General features: G+C 73.3%; 21 protein-coding genes, 1 pseudogene and 1 riboswitch. Of the genes and pseudogenes, 10 read left to right on the top strand and 12 right to left on the bottom strand.

Going from position 1 to position 19,239, the window contains the following annotated elements:
* Positions 1-118: 118 nt before the first annotated feature.
* The gene (locus FB470_RS14290; RefSeq protein ID WP_306991859.1) at positions 119-1,021 is read left to right on the top strand and encodes a hypothetical protein; all 903 of its coding nucleotides are present in this window, start codon (positions 119-121) and stop codon (positions 1,019-1,021) included.
* Between the two features lie 345 nt (positions 1,022-1,366).
* On the opposite strand, the pseudogene FB470_RS14295 reads toward FB470_RS14290, so the two are convergent.
* Both FB470_RS14295 and thiE read right to left on the bottom strand, forming a co-directional pair.
* Positions 1,367-1,474 (bottom strand): annotated as a pseudogene (locus FB470_RS14295) (thiamine phosphate synthase); the annotation flags it as partial.
* Between the two features lie 569 nt (positions 1,475-2,043).
* Entirely contained in the window at positions 2,044-2,700 is a 657-nt protein-coding gene (thiE, locus tag FB470_RS14300; protein WP_306991861.1) for a thiamine phosphate synthase, read from the bottom strand.
* A 31-nt stretch (positions 2,701-2,731) separates the two neighbouring features.
* Positions 2,732-2,840: riboswitch (TPP riboswitch) on the top strand.
* Between thiE and thiO the strand changes: the two genes are divergently transcribed.
* The 4 genes from thiO (at position 2,838) to FB470_RS14320 (ending at position 5,428) form a co-directional block, all read left to right on the top strand.
* Positions 2,838-3,944, top strand: a complete 1,107-nt coding sequence (gene thiO, locus FB470_RS14305; protein WP_306991863.1) for a glycine oxidase ThiO — start codon at positions 2,838-2,840, stop codon at positions 3,942-3,944. It overlaps the preceding riboswitch by 3 nt.
* Complete coding sequence (gene thiS, locus FB470_RS14310; protein ID WP_306991865.1) at positions 3,944-4,144, top strand: sulfur carrier protein ThiS; 201 nt, start codon at positions 3,944-3,946, stop codon at positions 4,142-4,144. The genes thiO and thiS overlap by 1 nt, the downstream gene beginning before the upstream one ends.
* A gap of 4 nt (positions 4,145-4,148) precedes the next feature.
* Positions 4,149-4,910: a thiazole synthase gene (thiG, locus tag FB470_RS14315; protein WP_306991867.1), complete on the top strand. Its 762-nt coding sequence runs from the start codon at positions 4,149-4,151 to the stop codon at positions 4,908-4,910.
* Positions 4,911-4,996: 86 nt separating this feature from the next.
* A complete protein-coding gene (locus tag FB470_RS14320; protein WP_306991868.1) occupies positions 4,997-5,428 on the top strand; it encodes a MarR family winged helix-turn-helix transcriptional regulator in 432 nt (143 codons plus the stop codon).
* A gap of 14 nt (positions 5,429-5,442) precedes the next feature.
* Here the strand turns inward: FB470_RS14320 and thiD (FB470_RS14325) are convergent, their stop codons facing one another.
* Genes thiD (FB470_RS14325) through thiC form a run of 3 tightly spaced genes read right to left on the bottom strand, consistent with a single transcriptional unit; the run spans position 5,443 to position 8,760 of the window.
* Positions 5,443-6,276 (bottom strand): bifunctional hydroxymethylpyrimidine kinase/phosphomethylpyrimidine kinase, encoded by an 834-nt coding sequence (thiD, locus tag FB470_RS14325; RefSeq protein ID WP_306991869.1) that lies wholly within the window; start codon positions 6,274-6,276, stop codon positions 5,443-5,445.
* A gap of 25 nt (positions 6,277-6,301) precedes the next feature.
* Positions 6,302-7,117 (bottom strand): bifunctional hydroxymethylpyrimidine kinase/phosphomethylpyrimidine kinase, encoded by an 816-nt coding sequence (gene thiD, locus FB470_RS14330; RefSeq protein WP_306991871.1) that lies wholly within the window; start codon positions 7,115-7,117, stop codon positions 6,302-6,304.
* Positions 7,117-8,760 (bottom strand): phosphomethylpyrimidine synthase ThiC, encoded by a 1,644-nt coding sequence (gene thiC / locus FB470_RS14335; protein WP_306991872.1) that lies wholly within the window; start codon positions 8,758-8,760, stop codon positions 7,117-7,119. Before thiC ends, thiD (FB470_RS14330) begins: the two co-directional genes overlap by 1 nt.
* Positions 8,761-9,255: 495 nt before the next feature.
* Here thiC and FB470_RS14340 point away from each other — a divergent pair, with 495 nt between their 5' ends.
* Entirely contained in the window at positions 9,256-9,831 is a 576-nt protein-coding gene (locus FB470_RS14340; protein WP_306991874.1) for a Uma2 family endonuclease, read from the top strand.
* Here the strand turns inward: FB470_RS14340 and FB470_RS14345 are convergent.
* Together FB470_RS14345 and FB470_RS14350 are read right to left on the bottom strand one after the other, a co-directional pair.
* Positions 9,828-10,742: a S1C family serine protease gene (locus tag FB470_RS14345; RefSeq protein ID WP_306991876.1), complete on the bottom strand. Its 915-nt coding sequence runs from the start codon at positions 10,740-10,742 to the stop codon at positions 9,828-9,830. The genes FB470_RS14340 and FB470_RS14345 overlap by 4 nt on opposite strands.
* 144 nt (positions 10,743-10,886) lie before the next feature.
* Positions 10,887-11,441 carry a peptide deformylase gene (locus tag FB470_RS14350; protein ID WP_306991878.1) on the bottom strand — a complete coding sequence of 185 codons (555 nt, stop codon included), beginning with the start codon at positions 11,439-11,441 and terminating at the stop codon, positions 10,887-10,889.
* Between the two features lie 128 nt (positions 11,442-11,569).
* On the opposite strand from FB470_RS14350, the gene FB470_RS14355 reads away from it, so the two are divergent.
* Positions 11,570-11,890, top strand: a complete 321-nt coding sequence (locus FB470_RS14355; protein ID WP_306991880.1) for a DUF3263 domain-containing protein — start codon at positions 11,570-11,572, stop codon at positions 11,888-11,890.
* Positions 11,887-12,561, top strand: a complete 675-nt coding sequence (locus FB470_RS14360) for a LytR C-terminal domain-containing protein (protein ID WP_306991881.1) — start codon at positions 11,887-11,889, stop codon at positions 12,559-12,561. Before FB470_RS14355 ends, FB470_RS14360 begins: the two co-directional genes overlap by 4 nt.
* Here FB470_RS14360 and FB470_RS14365 read toward each other — a convergent pair whose 3' ends face one another.
* The 4 genes from FB470_RS14365 to FB470_RS14380 all read right to left on the bottom strand — a co-directional run bounded on the left by FB470_RS14365 (position 12,562) and on the right by FB470_RS14380 (position 16,829).
* Positions 12,562-14,772: an AAA family ATPase gene (locus FB470_RS14365; protein WP_306991882.1), complete on the bottom strand. Its 2,211-nt coding sequence runs from the start codon at positions 14,770-14,772 to the stop codon at positions 12,562-12,564.
* Positions 14,773-14,781: 9 nt separating this feature from the next.
* Positions 14,782-15,018 (bottom strand): hypothetical protein, encoded by a 237-nt coding sequence (locus tag FB470_RS14370; RefSeq protein ID WP_306991884.1) that lies wholly within the window; start codon positions 15,016-15,018, stop codon positions 14,782-14,784.
* A 132-nt stretch (positions 15,019-15,150) separates the two neighbouring features.
* The gene (gene pssA / locus FB470_RS14375; protein WP_306991885.1) at positions 15,151-16,107 is read right to left on the bottom strand and encodes a CDP-diacylglycerol--serine O-phosphatidyltransferase; all 957 of its coding nucleotides are present in this window, start codon (positions 16,105-16,107) and stop codon (positions 15,151-15,153) included.
* A gap of 2 nt (positions 16,108-16,109) precedes the next feature.
* Positions 16,110-16,829, bottom strand: a complete 720-nt coding sequence (locus tag FB470_RS14380; RefSeq protein WP_306991886.1) for a phosphatidylserine decarboxylase — start codon at positions 16,827-16,829, stop codon at positions 16,110-16,112.
* A gap of 204 nt (positions 16,830-17,033) precedes the next feature.
* Between FB470_RS14380 and FB470_RS14385 the strand changes: the two genes are divergently transcribed.
* A complete protein-coding gene (locus tag FB470_RS14385) occupies positions 17,034-17,258 on the top strand; it encodes a hypothetical protein (protein ID WP_306991888.1) in 225 nt (74 codons plus the stop codon).
* 49 nt (positions 17,259-17,307) lie between these two features.
* Here FB470_RS14385 and moeA read toward each other — a convergent pair whose 3' ends face one another.
* Positions 17,308-18,531: a molybdopterin molybdotransferase MoeA gene (gene moeA / locus FB470_RS14390; protein ID WP_306991890.1), complete on the bottom strand. Its 1,224-nt coding sequence runs from the start codon at positions 18,529-18,531 to the stop codon at positions 17,308-17,310.
* 68 nt (positions 18,532-18,599) lie between these two features.
* Between moeA and FB470_RS14395 the strand changes: the two genes are divergently transcribed.
* Positions 18,600-19,187 carry an AIM24 family protein gene (locus tag FB470_RS14395; protein WP_306991891.1) on the top strand — a complete coding sequence of 196 codons (588 nt, stop codon included), beginning with the start codon at positions 18,600-18,602 and terminating at the stop codon, positions 19,185-19,187.
* Positions 19,188-19,239: the final 52 nt, after the last annotated feature.

Genomic DNA, 19,239 nt, shown 5'->3' on the forward strand with positions numbered 1-19,239 from the left:
CACTGTAGACGTCGAGAGTGGCATGCGTCACCTTCCGGCAACGCTGGGAGCATCTCAATCGACAAACACGTTGGACACGATGGGGTTACACGAGAGGGAGAGCGAACACACCGCGATCATGACCGAGGAGAAGGAAGAGAGCAGCGAGAAGAAGGCTGGGCTGTCTCCGGCGCAGGTGGTGGCGTCGGCACTGGCCGCGGTGACGGCTGCCTTCCTGGGCTCCACCCTGGGCGTGGCGGGGACGGTCATCGGCGCCGGGATCGCGAGCATCGTGACGACCGTGGGCGGCGAGGTCTACCTCCGGTCGCTGCGGCGCACCCGCGCGGCGGCGCGCAAGACCGCCGAGCTGCTGGCCGTGTCGGAGATCCGCCAGCAGACGCGGGTCATCCCGCCGCCGGCCGCGCCGCGTTCGACGCACCCGCTCATCCGGCACCAGCAGAACGGGGCGGTGCAGCGCAGGCAGGCGGCGCAGCTGACGGACGTGCAGCGCACGCGGATCGTGCATCCGGTCGCGCCGTCGCTGTCGGGGCCGACACGGCGCATCCCGACGGCGGGGCAGGGCGGTTCCGGGGGTGGCGAGAAGACGGTCTTCATCCCGAAGGCGCCGGTGGCCGAGACCGCCGCCGAGGCGCCGCCCGCGGACGGGAAGAAGCCCTGGTGGAAGACGCGGTGGACGCTCGCGGCGGCCACCAGTATCGCCGCGTTCGTGGTCGGGATGCTGGCGATCACCGGCTTCGAGGCGGCCACCGGCAGCACCGTGTCCGGCGGGAACGGCACGACGCTGGGGCGGGTGGTCGGCGGCTCCGGCGGCGAGCACACGACGAAGCCCCAGGTCACGACGGTCACCGAGAGCTCCTCGCCGCACGACCAGAAGGCGCCGGCGAGCAGCAGTTCGAAGCCGGCGACGTCCCGCTCGCAGGAGCAGACCCAGTCGGCCGTCACGACGACCCCGAGCACCAGCGTGCAGGAGGAACCGTCCGGCGCGTCCGAAACCGCCACGACGGCGCCGAGCAGCCCCTGAGAGCACGACCGTGGAACGGGCCCTTCGCAAGATCGCGGAGGGCCCGTTGTCTTGGGATCGGGCGAGCACTTCCGGCGGCTGCCGCGCGTCGAGCGCGGGTCGGGCTTCGCTGGTGGCCTGCCGGCGGTGGAGGGCTGGCGTCGCGGTCCAGCCCGGTGAGACAGCTGGGTCACGCGCCGCTGCCCGGGATCGCTCGTAGCGGCCACTGCTTCCGGCGGCCGGCCCGCGGCGGTCGCGGGCGGCGCCGCCCTGCCGCGGGCGCCGGCGGGCGCGGGTCGGGGGTCGGCCAGCTCGCGCCGCCGGGCACCTCGGGCGGCCACTCCGCACGTGGGGCGTGGGTGCTGGTCAGGGCAGCTGCGCCCGCAGCGCCCGGGCGGCCGCCCCGGGGTCTTCGGCCTCGCTGATCGCCCGCACCACCACCACGCGCGACGCGCCGGCCGGGGCCTGCGGCGGTTGTTGCGGGTCGGGCTTCGCTGGTGGCCTGCCGGCGGGTAGAGGGCCGGCGTCGCGGTCCAGTCCGGTGAGGCAGCTGGGTCACGCGCCGCCGCGCGGGGCGTGGGCGCCGGTCAGGGCAGCTGCGCCCGCAGCGCCCAGGCTGCCGTCCCGGCGGCTTTGGCCGCGGTGATCGCTCGCACCACGACCCCGCGCGACGCGCCGGCCGCCGGGCCTGCGGCGGTTGTTGCGGGTCGGGCTTCGCTGGTGGCCTGCCGGCGGGTGGAGGGCCGGCGTCGCGGTCCAGTCCGGTGAGGCAGCTGGGTCACACGCCGCCGCGCGGGGATCGCTCGTAGCGGCCAAGGCTTCCGGCAGCCGCTCGGCGGGGGGGCGCGTCCGGCAACCGCCCCGCAGGGGCGCGGCCGCCAGCCGCCCCGCGGCGGGGGCGGGCCCGGCGGGCGCCCTGCGGCGGGCGCTGGGTCAGCAGCGGCCTCCGGTGGGCGCGGGTCGGCGGGCGCGGGTCGGGGGTCGGCCAGCTCGCGCCGCCGGGCGCTCGGCCACCCACTCCGCGCGTGGGGCGTGGGTGCTGGTCAGGGCAGCTGCGCCCGCAGCGCCCGGGCGGCCGCCCCGGGGTCTTCGGCCTCGGTGATCGCCCGCACCACCACCACGCGCGACGCGCCGGCCGCCAGGACCTCCGGCAGCCGCTCCGCGTCGATGCCGCCGATCGCGAACCAGGGCCGCTCGGCGCCGGACCCCGCTGTCGCCCGCACCAGGTCCAGGCCGGGCGCCGGGCGTCCCGGCTTGGTGGGCGTCGGCCAGCAGGGGCCGGTGCAGAAGTAGTCCACGCCGTCCTCCACGGCCGCCGCCCGGGCCTGGGGGACGTCGTGCGTCGAGCGGCCGATCACCGGCTCGTCGCCGATGATCCGCCGCGCCAGCGGCACCGGCAGGTCGTCCTGCCCCAGGTGCAGCACATCCGCGTCCACCACCGACGCGATGTCCGCCCGGTCGTTCACCGCCAGCAGCGCGCCGTGCCGCGCGCACGCCTCGGCCAGGACCTCCAGCGCCGCGAGCTCCTGCCGGGCCTCCAACGGCGCCCCGCCGCGCTTGTCCCGCAGCTGGATGATGTCCACCCCGCCGCCCAGCGCGGCATCCGCGAACTCGGCCAGATCCGGCCGGTCCCCGGTGCACAGGTACAGCCGCGCCCCGTCGAGGCGCTTCCTGATCTCGTCACCACTCAGCCCTGGCATGGCCCGAACCCTATCTCGCGCGTTAGGGTGGTGATGTCCGCACGGGAGCCCGAGCCACGGGCTGAGAGGGAGCTGCCAGCGCTCCGACCGTGGAACCTGATCCGGATCATGCCGGCGCAGGGAGCGTGAAAGCACTCATGACCCACCACCACGTAGCCGTCGTCGGCGGCGGCGTCATCGGCCTGTCAGTGGCCTGGCGTGCCGCGGCGGCCGGGCACCGCGTCACCGTCGTCGACCCCGCGCCCGGCCGCGGCGCGTCCTGGGTGGCCGGCGGCATGCTGGCCCCGGTCACCGAAGCCTGGCCCGGCGAGGAAGACGCCCTCGCCCTGGGCGAGGCGTCCCTGCGGCGCTGGCCGGAGTTCGCGCAAGCGCTTGCCCTGGACGCCGGCGACCCCGGCCTGTCGGACGCCGGCACCGTCGTCGTCGCGCTCGACCGTGGCGACGCCGACCAGCTGGAGGTCGTCGCCGGGTACCTGCGGTCCGTCGGCCGCGAGGTCGAGCAGGTCACCGGACGGCGGCTCCGTTCGCTCGAACCCGGGCTCGGCCCGGTCCGCGGCGGCCTGCTCGTACCCGGCGACCTCGCCGTCGACAACCGGAAGCTCCTGCGCGCACTGGAGGCCGCCGCCCTGCGGCACGGCGCCGAGTTCACCGGTGACCAGGCCATCGCCGTCCAACCCGGCCGCGTCCGGACCGCGCACTGCGAGGTGCCCTGCGACGTCGTGGTGATCACCGCCGGTGCCGCCAGCGCGAAACTCCACCCCGTGCTCGCGCGAGGTGTCCGCCCGCTCAAGGGCGAGATCCTGCGCCTGCGCGCCCGCCGCACGAGCCTGCCACCTCCCACGCGCACGGTGCGCGCGGTCGTCGAGGGGCGACCGGTGTACCTCGTGCCGCGCGCGGACGGCGAACTCGTCCTGGGCGCCACCCAGTACGAGGCCGGTTTCGACGAGACGGTCACCGCGAAGGGCGTCCGCGAACTCCTGGAGAGCGCCGAGCGCATCTTCCCGAGTGTCGGGGAGTACGAGCTGGCCGAGGTCGCGGCGGGTCTGCGCGCGGCGAGCGTCGACACGCTGCCGTTCATCGGTGACCTGGGCGACGGTGTCCTGGCCGCGACCGGTCACCACCGCAACGGGCTGCTGATGGCGCCGGTCACCGCCGACGCGGTGCTGGCGTTGCTGGCCGGGGAGAAGCCGCCCGAGGAGGCGCTCGCGGCGGACCCGGCACGGCTGGGAACAGGAGGGGTCTGATGGAAGTGCAGGTCAACGGAGAGTGGCGCGCGTTCGACGACGGCGCCACGGTCGCCGAGGTGTTGCGGGCGATCGACGCGCCGGAGCGCGGGGTGGCGGTCGCCCTCGACGGACAGGTCGTGCGCCGCGGCGAGTGGGCCGCCAAGCCCGTGCCGCCCGGCGCCCGGCTGGAGATCCTGACGGCGGTGCAAGGTGGGTGAGGTCATGTTCGACGGCGACCAGCTGGTGATCGGCGAGCACAAGTTCGGCTCCCGGCTGATCATCGGGACCGGTGGTGCGGGGAACCTGTCCGTGCTGGAACGGGCGCTGGTGGCGTCCGGCACCGAACTGACCACGGTGGCGCTGCGCCGCGCCGACGCCGAGGGCGGTTCGGGTGTCCTGGATCTGCTGCGCCGCCTGGGCATCCGGCTCCTGCCGAACACCGCGGGCTGCCGCAGCGCCGCCGAAGCGGTGCTGACCGCGCGCCTGGCCCGTGAGGCGCTGGAGACCGACCTGATCAAGCTCGAGGTGCACGCCGACGAGCGCACCCTGCTGCCCGATCCGGTGGAGACCCTGGACGCGGCCGAGCAGCTCGTCGCGGACGGGTTCACGGTGTTCGCCTACACCAACGACGACCCGGTGCTGGCCCTGCGGCTGGAGGAGGCCGGGTGCGCGGCGGTGATGCCGCTGGGCGCGCCGATCGGCACCGGGCTGGGCATCCGCAACCCGCACAACATCGAGCTGATCGTGGCCCGCGCGGGCGTGCCGATCATCCTCGACGCGGGCATCGGCACGGCGTCGGACGCCGCGCTGGCGATGGAGCTGGGCTGCGACGCGGTGCTGCTGTCCACCGCGGTGACCCGCGCCCAGGACCCGGAACGGATGGCGTACGCGATGCGCTCGGCGGTGGTCGCGGGGCGGCTGGCACGCGCGGCGGGGCGCATTCCGCAGCGCTTCTGGGCGCAGGCGTCCAGTCCGCCGCGCTGAATTCCCCGCCTTCACCTCGGTTCGCCCCGTGGAGCACGTATGGTTTAGCGCACCCCGAGCGGTCGGCGAGGTGAAGGAGCTCGAGAGTGGTTGAGTCAACCGAGGACGTCGCTGGGCGGCTGTTCCTGGCTGTCGGCCGGCTGTCCCGGTCGTTGCGGCAGGCGGGCACACCCGGTCCGGGCCACGGCTCCATCTCGGCGCTGTCGACGCTGGTCGCCACCGGGCCGATGCGGCTGGGCGACCTGGCGGCGAAGGAAGGCGTGGCGGCCGCGACGATGTCGCGCATCGTCGCCTCGCTGGTCGACGCGGGCTGGGCGAGCCGCGAGCCGGACCCGGTCGACCGCCGTGCCTGGCTGGCCACGGCCACCCCGGAGGGCGAGCGCATGCTGCTCGACCTGCGGTCCACGCGGGTGCACGAGCTGCAGAAGCGGATCGACCGGCTGTCGCCGGAGCACCAGGCCGCGCTCGGCCAGTCGCTGCCGGCGCTGGAAGCGCTGCTGGCCGGCGAGGAGAACTGACCAGGAGCGGACTTCTAGCGGTCCTCCGGCGCAAGGCGCCAGAAGGCGGACACCGGGCCGACCTTCGCGCCCATCGGGTAGGAGTTCGCGACCGCGTTGCTGACGAACCACTTCCCGAACCGCGCGGCCTCGGGCATCGACATGCCCCGCGCCAGGCCCGCGGTCAGCGCCGACGCCATCGCGTCCCCGGCGCCGTGTGTGTGCGGGGTGGAGAACCGCGGCCCGGGCAGCTCGATGAAGTCCCGGCCGTCGTAGAGCAGGTCGACGCACTCCGGGTCACTGGTCAGGTGCCCGCTCTTGACCAGCACGTACTTCGGCCCCAGCTCCTTCAGGGCCACGGCCGCGTCGTGCATGCCCGCGCGGTCGGTCACCTCGAGCCCGGTCAGCAGGCGCACCTCGTCGAGGTTCGGTGTGATCACCGCGGCCCGCGGCAGCAGCAGGTCCCGCAGCGCGGCCAGCCCGGCCGAGTCGAACAGCGGGTGCCCGTGCATCGACGCCGCCACCGGGTCGACCACGAACGGCACCTTCGCGTCGCGCCCGATCTCCGCCCGGTCGCACGCGGCCGCGACCGCTTCGATGATCTCCGCTGAGGCCAGCATGCCGGTCTTCGCCGCCTGCATGCCCATGTCCGCGGCGACGGCCTCGATCTGCCCGGCCACGATCCGCGCCGGGATGTCGGACCGGTCGTGCACGCCCAGCGTGTTCTGCACCGTCACGGCCGTCACCGCGACCAGGCCGTGCACCCCGCAGGTCAGGAACGTGCGCAGGTCCGCCTGCAGCCCCGCCGCACCACCGGAGTCGGATCCGGCGATGGTCAGGGCGGCGGGCGGACTCGCGTTCTGGCTCATGCCTCCAGTGTCGCAAACGGGCCGATCACGCCAGCCGCCAGAACGGGGACACCGGGCCGACGCCCTCGCCCAGCGGGTACGCCTCCGCCACGCAGCGTTCGATGAACCGCTTGCCCTCGTCGACCGCGTCCGGCACGCCCAGGCCCTTGGCGAGGAACGCGGTGATCGACGACGCGAGCGTGTCGCCGCCGCCGTGCGTGTGCTTGGTGTCCACGCGCCGCCCGGTCAGTTCGATGTGCTGGACGCCGTCGGAAAGCAGGTCCACGCACTCCGGGTCGTCGTAGAGGTGCCCGCCCTTGACGAGCACCCACATCGGACCCAGGTCGAGCAGCGCTCGCGCGGCGTCGCGCTGGCTGTCCCGGTCGGTCACCTCGACGCCGGTGAGCAGCCGGACCTCGTCGAGGTTCGGCGTCACCAGCGTCGCGCGCGGGAACAGCTCGGTGCGGATGGCCTCCAGCGCCTCGTCGCGCAGCAGCGCGTCGCCGGTCATCGAGGCCGCCACCGGGTCCACGACGAACGGCACGGACGCGTTCCGTCCGATGTGGACCTCGTCGAGGGTCTTCGCGACCGCGGCGATGATCTCGGCGGTGGCGAGCATGCCGGTTTTGGCCGCGTTGACGCCCATGTCGCCGGCGACCGCCTTGATCTGGGCGGACACGACCTCCGGTGGGATCTCGGTGAACCCCTGCACGCCCAGCGAGTTCTGCACCGTCACCGCGGTGATCGCGGTCATCCCGTGCACGCCGCAGGCGAAGAACGTGCGCAGGTCGGCCTGGATGCCCGCACCACCGCCGGAATCGCTTCCGGCGATGGTCAGGGCGGTCTTCGGGGTCGCGCTCATTACGGCTGGACCACCGGCAGGTAGACCTGGTTGCCGCTCTTGGCGAACTCCGCCGACTTCTCCTGCATACCCGCCTCGATCGCGTCCACAGTGGACAGGCCGTGCTCCTCGGCGTACTTGCGCACGTCCTGGGTGATGCGCATGGAGCAGAACTTCGGCCCGCACATCGAGCAGAAGTGCGCGGTCTTGGCCGGCTCGGCGGGCAGGGTCTCGTCGTGGAACGACCGTGCGGTGTCCGGGTCGAGCGACAGGTTGAACTGGTCGGTCCACCGGAACTCGAAGCGCGCCTTGGACAGCTCGTCGTCCCAGTCCTGGGCGTACTGGTGGCCCTTGGCCAGGTCGGCGGCGTGCGCGGCGATCTTGTAGGCGATCACGCCGGCCTTCACGTCGTCCCGGTTGGGCAGGCCCAGGTGCTCCTTCGGCGTGACGTAGCACAGCATCGCCGTGCCGTACCAGCCGATCTGGGCGGCGCCGATGGCCGAGGTGATGTGGTCGTAGGCCGGCGCGATGTCCGTCGTGAGTGGACCGAGCGTGTAGAACGGGGCCTCGCCGCAGAGCCGTTCCTCCAGCTCCACGTTCTCCTTGATCTTGTGCATCGGCACGTGGCCGGGGCCCTCGATCATCACCTGGACGTCGTGCTCGCGCGCGATGTGCGTCAGCTCGCCCAGTGTTTCCAGCTCCGCGAACTGGGCGCGGTCGTTGGCATCCGCGATCGAGCCCGGGCGCAGGCCGTCGCCGAGGGAGAACGTGACGTCGTAGTCGCGCAGGATCTCGCACAGCTCCGCGAAGTGCGTGTAGAGGAACGACTCGCGGTGGTGCGCCAGGCACCACGCGGCCATGATCGAACCGCCGCGCGAGACGATGCCGGTGACGCGGTTCGCGGTCAGCGGGATGTAGCGCAGCAGGACGCCGGCGTGCACGGTCATGTAGTCCACGCCCTGCTCGCACTGCTCGATCACGGTGTCCCGGTAGACCTCCCAGGACAGTTTTTCCGGGTCGCCGTCGACCTTCTCCAGCGCCTGGTAGATCGGCACGGTCCCGACCGGGACGGGCGAGTTGCGCAGGATCCACTCGCGGGTTTCGTGGATCCGCTTGCCGGTGGAGAGGTCCATGATCGTGTCGGCGCCCCAGCGGGTCGCCCACACCATCTTGTCGACCTCCTCCTCGACCGAGGACCACACGGCCGAGTTACCCATGTTCGCGTTGACCTTCACCAGGAAGTTCTTCCCGATGATCATCGGTTCGCTCTCCGGGTGCCTGCGGTTGACCGGGATCACCGCGCGCCCGGCGGCGACCTCGTCGCGCACGAACTCGGGCGTCACGCGTTCCCGCGCCGCGATGAACTCCATCTCGCGGGTGATCACGCCGGCCTTCGCGAAACCCAGCTGTGTGTTGTGCTCGCGGCCGTCCAGCCAGCCGGAGCGGGTCGGGAACAGTCCCTTGTGGACGTCGATGGTGACGTCGGGGTCGGTGTACGGGCCGGAGGTGTCGTAGACGTCGAAGTGGCCGCCGTTGGTCAGTTCGATGCGGCGGGCCGGGACGCGGAGCCCGTTCTCGGTGTGGTGGTAGACCTTCGTCGAGCCGGTGATCGGCCCGGTGGTCACGGTCGGCGCGACGGTCTTGCCGTTGTCCAGCGTCGTCACTGAAGAGTTCACTCCCTACGCCGGCATTACCCGGTCAGGTTCAGCGGTCGGCGGCACCGGGTCCCAATGGACACCAGCCGCCCTCTCAGCCCGCCAAGGCGCGAGCTCCCGCGTTGTTCGGTTGTCGGTCCGACCATGCCACGCCGGAGGGCAGACCTCAAGAGCGCGGCGGTGAGACCGCTCACCCGGGGCCGGGTCCGGCACCGGTGTGAGACCGGGGTCCTGCCTCTTCGTCGTCGGCCGGACGGTTTCGAGCGGCGGCCCGTGCCCGTGGTGCAGCCCCACGGGACGCCGTCGGAGGTGCGGGAACTGGCGACGGGGCACGGCTGCGTGATCACGGCGCCGGGTTGACCTCGCCGAGCTCCTGCTCGAGCTCGGCCGACCGCCGCGGAATGACGTGCTGGGCCGTGGCTGACCACGGCAAACGCTGTTCTACGGTGCTGTTCCCACGACGGATGCCGCTTCCTGACGAAGCCGAGCGAGGAGGTAGGGCAGATGAGCAGCGCCACGACGAGCTACGGCTGGGAGTGGGAAGGCCTGTTGCGTGCCTGGCAGGAGCTCGACGTGCCCGAAGGGTGGCGTGCGGAGATCACCGAGGGCGGAGTGACGATGACGCCGCCGCCCGGGAACGGGCGCAACAGGATCGCGCACCTGGTCCACCGCGCCCTGGGGCGTGCGGTCGCGGATGACCGGGACATTCTGCAGACGCTCGGCATCGCCATTCGCGGAGCGAGCAGGCTCTACCAGCCCGACCTGGTGGTGGTTCCGGACCGGGAGCTGTCCGCGCGCCCGGACAACGTTCCCGTTCCGGCGAAGAGGGCCGAGCTGGTGGTGGAGATCGTTTCGCAGGGCAACGCGCGCACGGACCGCGTCGAGAAGCTGTGGGCTTACGCCCAGGCGCCGGTGCCGCTGTACCTCCTGATCGACCGGTACGCCGAACCCAAGCCCTCCGTCACGTTGTTCTCCGATCCGGTCGACGGCCACTACCGCCGCTTCGAGCAGGTCGCGTTCGGGGAAGAGATCCGCCTGCCCCCACCGTTCGACCTCACGCTCGAGACCGCCGGCTTCTAGCCCACCAGCTCGCTCGGCGTGGCGTACACGTCGACCATCGCGCCGTTGCGCAACACCGTGACGGCCAGCCGGGTCCCGATCACCTCGGCGAACAGCTGCCGCTGGATGTCCTGCGCGTCGGCGATCCGTTCGCGGCCCACGGTCAGCACCAGGTCACCCGGCCGCAGTCCGGCGCGCTCGGCCGGCCCGCCGCGCACCACCTCCACGATCCGCAGCCCCGCGCGCTGCCCGGTGTGCTCGGCGACCTCGTCCGGCAGCGGCGCGGGCACCCCGACCACCCCCAGGTAGGCCCGCCGCACGCGGCCCTCCACCAGGAGCGTGTCGATGATCCGCCGGGTCGTCTCGTTGATCGGCACCGCCAGGCCGAGCCCGAACCCGGCCACCGCGGTGTTCACGCCCACCACCCGCCCGGCCGAGTCCGCCAGCGCGCCACCCGAGTTGCCGGGGTTGAGCGCCGCGTCGGTCTGGATCACGTTCTCGATCACCCGCCCGGCGCTGCGCGTCTGCACCGGCAGCGACCGGCCGAGCGCGCTGACCACCCCGGCCGTCACCGATCCGGCGAGCCCGAGCGGGCTGCCGATCGCCACCACCAGCTGCCCGACGACCAGCTTGTCCGCGTCCCCCATCCGGGCGGCGGGCGGCGCCTCCGACGCGCGCAGCACCGCCAGGTCGGACAGCGGATCCGCGCCGACCACCGTGAACCGCGCCTCGGTGCCGTCCGAGTACCTCGCCACCCCGCGCGAGCCGTCGCCCACCACGTGCGCGTTCGTCACCAGGTGGCCGTCGTCGGCGAACACGACCGCCGAGCCGCTGCCCCGGGACATCCGCACGCTCGCCACGTGCGGGGTCACCTCGGCGGCCACCGAACTGACCGCGCGCGAGTAGGCGTCGAGGGCATCCGTGTCGTCCACCGCGACCACCACCCACCGATCACACCGTTGCGCCCACCCGCCGGGCCGGCCACCACCCCCGGTGGAAGCCGCGCGGCTGCCGTGCTGTCACCAGTGTGCGCTCGCGCGGCCGCGAAGGCCGCCCCGTTCACCGAGGGCGAAAGCTCACTCGGAGCCGGGCAGCCAGGACAGTCCCGGCACACCCCACTTGTTCCGCTTGAGCATGCGCTTGGCGTCGCGGGCGTGGCGGCCGACCAGGCGGTCGAGGTAGAGGTAGCCGTCCAGGTGATCGGTCTCGTGCTGCAGGCACCGCGCGAAGTAGCCGGTGCCCTCGACCTCGATCGGCTTGCCGTCCAGGTCGAAACCGGTGACCTTCGCCCAGCTCGCGCGCCCGGTCGGGTACGACTCGCCGGGCGCGGACAGGCAGCCCTCCCAGTCGTCGTCCGGGTCGGGCATGGTCTCCGGGATCTCGGAGGTCTCCAGCCGGGGGTTGACCATCAGGCCCTTGTGCCGCTCGCCCTGGTCGTCGGGGCAGTCGTAGACGAAGACCCGCAGGTCGATCCCGATCTGGTTGGCCGCGAGCCCCACCCCTTCGGCCGCGTACATCGTCTCGAACATGTCCTCGGTGAGCGTGCGCAGCTCGTCGTCGAACTTCTCCACCGGGCGGGTGGGCTGGTGCAGCACGGGGTCGCCGGCGATCCGGATGGGGTGGATGGTCACAACCGGCGATCGTACCCAGCGGACCACCCGTGACGCGCCGGGCCGTGATCCCACAACCAGACCCTCGACCCGTGGTTGAATGGCGCCCGCGGGATCACAACCGTGTGGTTTGCGATTTGAGGAGTCAGATGGACGCCGCGGAGTCGATGGCCGAGGGCGACCGGCCGTCGCCCGAGCCCACCGGCGACGAGGGTGGGCTCACGCCCCGCGAGCTCAAGGTACTGGCGTTCGAACGCCAGTGGTGGCGGTACGCGGGTGCCAAGGAGCAGGCCGTCCGCGAGGAGTTCGGCCTCTCGCCCACCCGGTACTACCAGCTGCTCAACCAGCTCCTCGACAAAGAGGAAGCGATGCGCGCCGACCCGATGCTGGTCAAGCGGCTGCGCAAGATGCGCAGCACGCGCCAGCGCAAACGGGTCGCCCGGCGACTGGGGATCGAGGGGGCGCTATGAACTTCCTGCAGGGCCTGTCCCGCCCGCTGCGCCTGGCCGGAGTGGTGCTGATCGGGGTCGCTCTCGTGGCGGTCGTGATCGGCGGCATCACCGCCCTCGACAACACCGGCGAGAACGGCAACACCGCGGCGCCGCCCCCGGCCACCACGGGTGAGACGGCCGCGCCGACCGAGACCACCGGCGTGAGCCCCACCGAGCCGGCTCCTCCGTCGGGCCCCGCGGCGCCACCCACCGGCACGCCCGCGCCCGGCCAGCCCACCGGAACCGCCGAGCCGGGCGGTCCGGGCGGCACGGCGACCCAGCCCGGCGGCACCCCCGGCGCGCCGGGAGGGCCGGGCGGCGGCGTGCCGGCCGACCAGGCGGCGGCCAAGTGGGTCCCGGTGCGGGTCTACAACAACAGCACGATCCACGGCCTGGCCGCGCGCGCCGCCGACGAGCTGCGCGCCAACGGCTGGAACGTCGTCAAGGTCGACAACTACTCGCAGGGCGTCATCCCGACCACCACGGTCTACTACACGCCGGGCACGGACGAGGAGACCGCGGCGCGCGCCCTGGCCGACGCGTTCGGCATGAAGGTCGAGCCGCGGTTCCCGGGCATCCAGGACGCCAGCCCCGGCGTCATCGTCATCGTCACCAACGACTACCAGGGCTCCCAGGTCAAGGGTTCCTGATCAGGCGCGGTTCTTCGCGTAGGCCTCCAGCGCGGCGAGCTGCGCCGGGTCCAGGGACGGGCGCACCGTCTTCCGGGCCGCGTCCAGGTGGGCCGAGGTGACCTCGGTGGCTTCGATCGACTCGCGCATCGCGGTCAGCGCCGCCTCGCGGATCAGCGCCGCGCAGTCCGCGGCCGAGTAGCCGTCCAGGCTCACCGCGACGGCGTCCAGGTCCACATCGGACGCCAGCGGTGTGTGCCGGGCGGTCGAGCGGAGGATGTCGGCGCGGGCCTCGGCGTCCGGCGGCGGCACGTACACCAGCCGCTCCAGGCGCCCCGGCCGCAGCAGTGCGGGGTCGACCAGCTCCGGGCGGTTCGTCGCACCGAGCACGACCACGTCGCGCATCGGCTCGACTCCGTCCAGTTCGGTCAGCAGCGCGGCGACCACGCGGTCGGACACGCCCGAGTCGCCGGACTGCCCGCGGCGGGGCGCCAGCGCGTCGATCTCGTCGAGGAACACCAGCGACGGCGCCGCGTCGGCCGCCTTGCGGAACAGCTCCCGCACCGCGCGCTCGGATTCGCCGACCCACTTGTCCAGCAGCTCGGCGCCCTTGACCGCGAACACGTTCAGCGCGCCGGTGCCGGCCAGCGCGCGGACCAGGAACGTCTTGCCGCCGCCGGGCGGGCCGTAGAGCAGCACCCCGCGCGGCGGGGCGATGCCCAGCCGCGAGAACGAGTCCGGGTAGCGCAGCGGCCACAGCACCGCCTCGGTCAGCGACTGCTTGACCTCGGTCATGTCGCCCACGTCGTCCAGCGTCAGCCCGCCGGTCGCCAGGTTGTCCGAAGTGGACATCGAGATGGGGCGGACGGACTGCAGCGCGTCGAGCAGGTCCTGCTGCGAGATCCGCGGCTCGGCGACCTCGCGCTGGCGCAGCGCGGCGCGCACCGCGGCGTCCCGGCGCAGCGCCAGCAGATCGGCGGCGACGAAACCCGGTGTGCGGTCGGCGATCGCGCCGAGATCCACGGTGGACTCCAGCGGCACGTCGCGGAGCAGGACGCGCAGCAGCTCGGTGCGCGTCCGGGCGTCCGGCTGCGGGATCGCCAGCTCGCGGTCGAGCAGGTCGGCGGCGCGCAGTCGCGGATCGCACGCCTCCGGGCGCGCCGTCGTGGCGACGACCGCGAGGCCCGGCCGGGCCAGCGCGCCGCGCAGCTCGTCCAGCACGACGGTGGCGACCGGGGGCGGCTGGGTGGCCGGGAGGAGCGTGTCGACGTCGGTGAGCAGCAGCACTGCCGGGCCGCCGGACGAGGCCGCCTCGACCGCCTCGCGGAGGCGGGTGGCGATCGCGTTCGGCTCCAGCACCGCGATGGACGGCGCGGCCAGCGTGACCAGCCGCAGGTTCTCGGCGGCGGCGACCGAGCGGACGAGCGTCGTCTTGCCGACGCCCTCCGCGCCGGACAGCAGCACCCCGAGCCGGGCCGACGTGCCCAGCCGGGCGAGCAGGTCCGGGCGCCGGAACGCCAGGTCGGCCCATTCGGCGAGCTTGCCGGCCTGGTCCTGGGCGCCGCACAGGTCGCTGACCGGCGGGGCGGGTTCCTCCGGCGCTGCCACGACCCCGGGCTCCACGCGCGGGGCCGCCGGGACGGCCGGTGCCGGCGCCGCCGCACTCGCCCCGTCCCGCCAGCCGACCACAGTGGACGGACCGATCACGACCGGGCCGCCGGGTTCGGTGGCGGTGACGGTGAGCAGTTCCGTGGTCCAGCCCGCGCCGATCGCCCGGGACAGCTGGCCGCGCACGGACGTGACGTCGGAGCCGGGCGCGGGTGCCAGGTCCTGCGGGAGCAGCGACACGGCGTCGCCGACGGTGAGCACCTTGCCGGTCAGCGCGAGCCGCAGCGTGTTCGGCGACAGCGACGCGCTGGCCAGCCGCGACCCCGCGACGGTGACCGAGCGGGCCTGGGTGACGTCCGCGGGCGCGACGACGACCTCCGACCCCTCGGTGATCCCCAGGTTGGACAGGGTCACATCGTCGGCGTACACGACGCCCGGTGTCCCGCCCGCGTCGCCGGGCGCGGCGAGCGCGGCGCTCGCGCGGGCGCCGGTCAGGTGCACCGCGTCCCAGGCGCGCAGGCCGAGCGCGTCGAGGACCTCCGGGTGCAGGCGCACGATGCCGCGGCGCGTGTCGAGGGCGGACGGCGTGTGCCGGATGGTCAGCGTGATCTGCGGTGCGCTCACGCCCTCACTCTAGGGTGAGACCGGCCGGGAGAACGGCGAAGGCGCGCTCGACCAGAACCGGGAGCTGGGTCCGGTTCGGCGGACGGGCCGGAAGTCCTTCTGGGTCGTGTCGGCGACCGGCGGTAGGGCCACCTGCGTGACGTCCGCGGTGATGCCCTGGACGTAGGCGATCTCCTCCTTGTGGCCGATGAGGTGGCAGCCGAGCAGGCGGAGCGGGTGGCCTGGCCGCCGAACGCGACGAGTCACCCGCGGAGTGGTTCCGCCGCGCGGTGACCCCGGAGCGGCACCTCCAGCCTGCACCGCGTCCTGCCGTCCCTGTCCGGGATCGGCTGCGTCCTGGACTTCCGCTACCAGCTCGAGCTGCTGATCAAGGGCCCGCTAACGGTTGCGCTGCCGCAGCCCGATGCGGCGCCAGCTGCGCCGCCGCGAGCGGTCCTGGCCGTCCGACGAGTAGGTGCGCACCCCGCGCACCACGTGGTCCTGCGTGCTGCGCCGGACCGCGAGCCGCTGGTTGCCCGCCACCCGGGGGAACCGGGGCCGCCGCAGGCGCAGGCGGCTCGTGCTGCGCCGGATCGCCCGGCGTTCGCGCAACGGCACGCCCCACGCCTCCGGGTGGTTGGCCAGCCACTGGTAGCGCCGGATCGCGTACGGGATGTGCACCAGGTACAGCAGCAGCGCCACGGCCAGTGCGATCAGCGGGTACTGGATGATCGCCGCCGCCGCGAGGCCGACCCCGACCAGCAGCGGCGCGGCCGCCTTCGCCGGGACCCGCACCGACTTCAGCGACAGCGTCGGCAGCCGGCTGATCAGCAGCAGCGCGATGGCCACCGTCCAGACGTAGACGACCGGCGCGCTGCCCCACCAGCCGTCGCCGAACTCCAGCGTCAGGATCACCGGCATCAGCGCGCACAGCCCGCCCGCCGGTGCCGGCACGCCGACGAAGAACTCCTTGGCGTACGGCGGTTGTTCGACGTCCAGCAGCGTGTTGAACCGGGCCAGCCGCAGCACGATGCACACCGCGAACGTCAGGGACACGATCCAGCCGATGCCGGACGTGTCGCCGAACCAGATGTAGAGCACGAGGGCCGGTGAGACACCGAAGGAGATGGCGTCGGACAGCGAGTCCAGCTCCGCGCCCATCTTCGAGGTCGCGTCGAGCAGCCTGGCGATCCGGCCGTCCAGGCTGTCCAGCACGGCCGCCACGCCGATCGCGCCGATCGCCAGCACGAAGTTGTGGTTGAGCGCGAACTGCGCCGCCGACAACCCCGCGCACAGGGCGAGGACCGTGATCGCGTTCGGCAGCAACCGCACCGACGGTGTCATCACGCGGACCATGGTCAGGCTCCTCGCTCCGGCAGCGCCGCCAGCGGCGTCTCGCCGCCGATCGTCCGCTGTCCCCTGCGCACCAGCACCGCACTGCCCGGCGGCAGGTAGATGTCGACGCGCGAGCCGAACCGGATCAGCCCGTAGGTGTCGCCCGCGCGGACCTTCTCGCCGTCGGCGACCTGGCACAGGATGCGGCGCGCGACCAGGCCCGCGATCTGCACGACCACGAGCTCGTGCCCGTCCTCGGTGCGCAGCAGGACCGAGTTGCGCTCGTTGTCGTCGCTGGCCTTGTCCAGGTCCGCGGACAGGAACTTGCCCGGCCGGTAGGCGACGCGCTCGACCACGCCGGTGGCCGGTACGCGCTGCACGTGCACGTCGAAGACCGACAGGAACACGCTGACCCGCATCCGCGGTTCGGCGGGCAGGCCGAGCTCCGGCGGCGGGGCGGCCTCCTCGATCAGCGACACGAGCCCGTCGGCCGCGGCCAGCACCAGGCCCTCCCGCTGCGGTGGCACCCGCTTGGGCTCGCGGAAGAACGCGGCGGTGGCCAGGGTTGCCAGCGCGCCGACGCCGCCCAGCGGCTTCCACAGCCGCCGCAGCAGCAGCGTCGCCGCGACACCGCCGGCGACGAAGGGCCGCCCGGCGGGGTGCATCGGCGGCAGCGTCTCGCGCGCCAGGTTCAGCGCATGGGTGATCGGATTGCTCGCCTTGTCCGGCGTGGAGCTGCTCATCGAATCGGAGTCCCGGGTATTTCGTGTCCAAGGTGTGACCGGTCCGTGACGCCAGGCCAGGCGTGGCGAATCACCGATCCGGGTATCCACGCTACCGCCAGGTCCGTCCGGGCCGTTCCGCGTCCCGCCCAACGGCGTGCCGGTCGCTCACCGAGCGTGGCGGCAACCGGACGCGGACCGTAGTAACAGCAGAGAGGAACCGGCATGTCGGCGGCCCCGGAGCGCATCCGCGAAGAGCGCCTGTCCGAGCTGTTGGACGCCTGGCGCGACGACGTGAACAGTGTTCCCATTCCCCGTTTGGTCTCGCCCGAAACAGCGGTCGCGCTGGTGCGGTGCGCGATGGCGCTCGACGCCTCGCACCGGGCCGCTGAACCCCCCGACGGCCCAGCGGCCCGGTGCGGACGGGTGCCGCAAGAGGACGAATTTTAGCTTCCACAAGCGAATTTGTAACCAGCCGTAGGGCAACTGTTACACGAAGTCACGCGGTAGGACCATCGGGCAACAGGAGCACCTCGACCTCGCTGCCCTCCGGCGCGTCGACGACGTCCTCCGGGAGTTCGATCAGACAGTTGGCCTGCGCGAACGCGGCCAGCAGGTGCGAACCGGGCCCGCCGCGCGGGCCGACCTGACCGGTCACCTCGCCGTCGGCCTGCGAGTAGAAGCCGCGCCGGAACTGGCGCCGGCCCGCGGGGGAGCGCAGGCCCTCGGTCAGCCGGGCGCGCACCCGCTGCCGGTCGACGTCGCGGTGGCCGAGCGCGGTGAGGATCGCGGGGCGCAGGAACACCTCGAACGACACCAGCACGCTGACCGGGTTGCCGGGCAGGGTCACCACCGGCACGCCGTTCCACCGGCCGTTGCCCTGTGGCCCGCCCGGCTGCATCGCGACCTTCACGAACTCGACCCCGGCCCCGGTCAGCGAGTCCTTCACCACCTCGTAGGCCCCCGCGCTGACGCCGCCGGAGGTCACCACGAGGTCGGTCTCGGCGAGCCGCGGCTCGATGATCGAGCGGAACTCGGCGACGTCGTCGACGACGCTGCGCACGACCTCGACGCGGCAGCCCAGGGCGCGCAGGCCCGCGGCGAGCATGATGCTGTTCGACTCGTAGATCTGCCCGTGGCGCAGCTCGGCGGGCGGGGTCACCAGCTCCGAGCCGGTCGAGACCACCAGCACCCGCAGCGGGGCGTGCACGGTCAGCCGGTCCAGGCCGACCGCGGCGGCCAGCCCGAGCTGGGCCGGGCCGAGCACGGTGCCGGCCGGCAGCGCGATCGTGCCCGCGGCGACGTCTTCACCGGTGCGGCGCAGGTGCGTGCCGACCGGGGCGGGCTCGCGGATCGACACCTTCCGGGTGCCGCCGTCGGTGTCCTCGACCTTGACCACCGCGTCCGCGCCCGGCGGCATCGGGGCGCCGGTCATGATGCGGTGCGCGGTGCCCGGCAGCAGCGGCGGCACGTCCGTCCGCCCCGCCGGGATGTCCTCCGCCACCGGCAGCTCCACCGGCGTCGTCGCGGTCGCCGACGCGACGTCGACCGCACGCACGGCGTAGCCGTCCATCGCCGAGTTGTCGAACGGCGGCAGCGACACGCCCGCGGGGACGTCCTCGGCCAGCACCAGCCCGGCGCACCCGGCCAGCGGCAGGGCGGTGGGCGGGGCGACGCCGAGCAGTTCGGTGACGGTCGCGCGGTAGCTGTCCACGGAAATCACGCGGACCATCCTGCCTGGCCGGGGTGTCCGTGCAACACTTCCCCCGCTTGTCGATCTGGAGGGGAAGCATGCAGGTCCGCACCCGGCACACGCCCGCGTTCGGCGTGGCCCGAGTGATCCTGGGTCCCGGCGAGGCGGTGCAGGCCCCGGGTGAGTCGATGTTCGCCAGCAGCTTCGGGCTCACCGAGGTGACCAACGGCCGGAGGTCGCCGTCGGTGTTCACGGCGCCGAAGGAGGGCGGGTGGCTGGACCTCGCGCCGTCCGGGGCGGGCGACGTCTACCCGCTGGAGTTCGACGGCCGCACCGGCTGGTGCGTGGCCCGGCACGCCGTGCTCGCCCGCCCGGCGAGCGTCCGCAGCGACCCCTGGCCCGGCCTGCAGGCGATGTTCGGCGCCGAGCGCGGCTTCCTCGAGCACTACGCCGGGACCGGCCCGCTCGTGCTCGCCTGCGCCGGCCCGGTGGACCAGTTCCAGCTCGCCGCGGGGGAGCTGATCTCCGTGCGGCCGGGCCACTTGCTGGCCTACCCGGACACCGTCCAGTGCCGTCTGCGGGCGTTGGACCCTTCGGGGCAGCAGTCGATCCGGACGGGTGAAGGACTCATGCTCGACTTCGCCGGACCGGGAACGCTATTGGTGCAAGCGCGTAAATCTCGCTGAAAATTGTTGATCCCGCGCGTTTCTCCGGTACCGTGACATCCACTTCGGGAGC

It is taken from the genome of Amycolatopsis thermophila (assembly GCF_030814215.1).
Taxonomy (GTDB): domain Bacteria; phylum Actinomycetota; class Actinomycetes; order Mycobacteriales; family Pseudonocardiaceae; genus Amycolatopsis_E; species Amycolatopsis_E thermophila.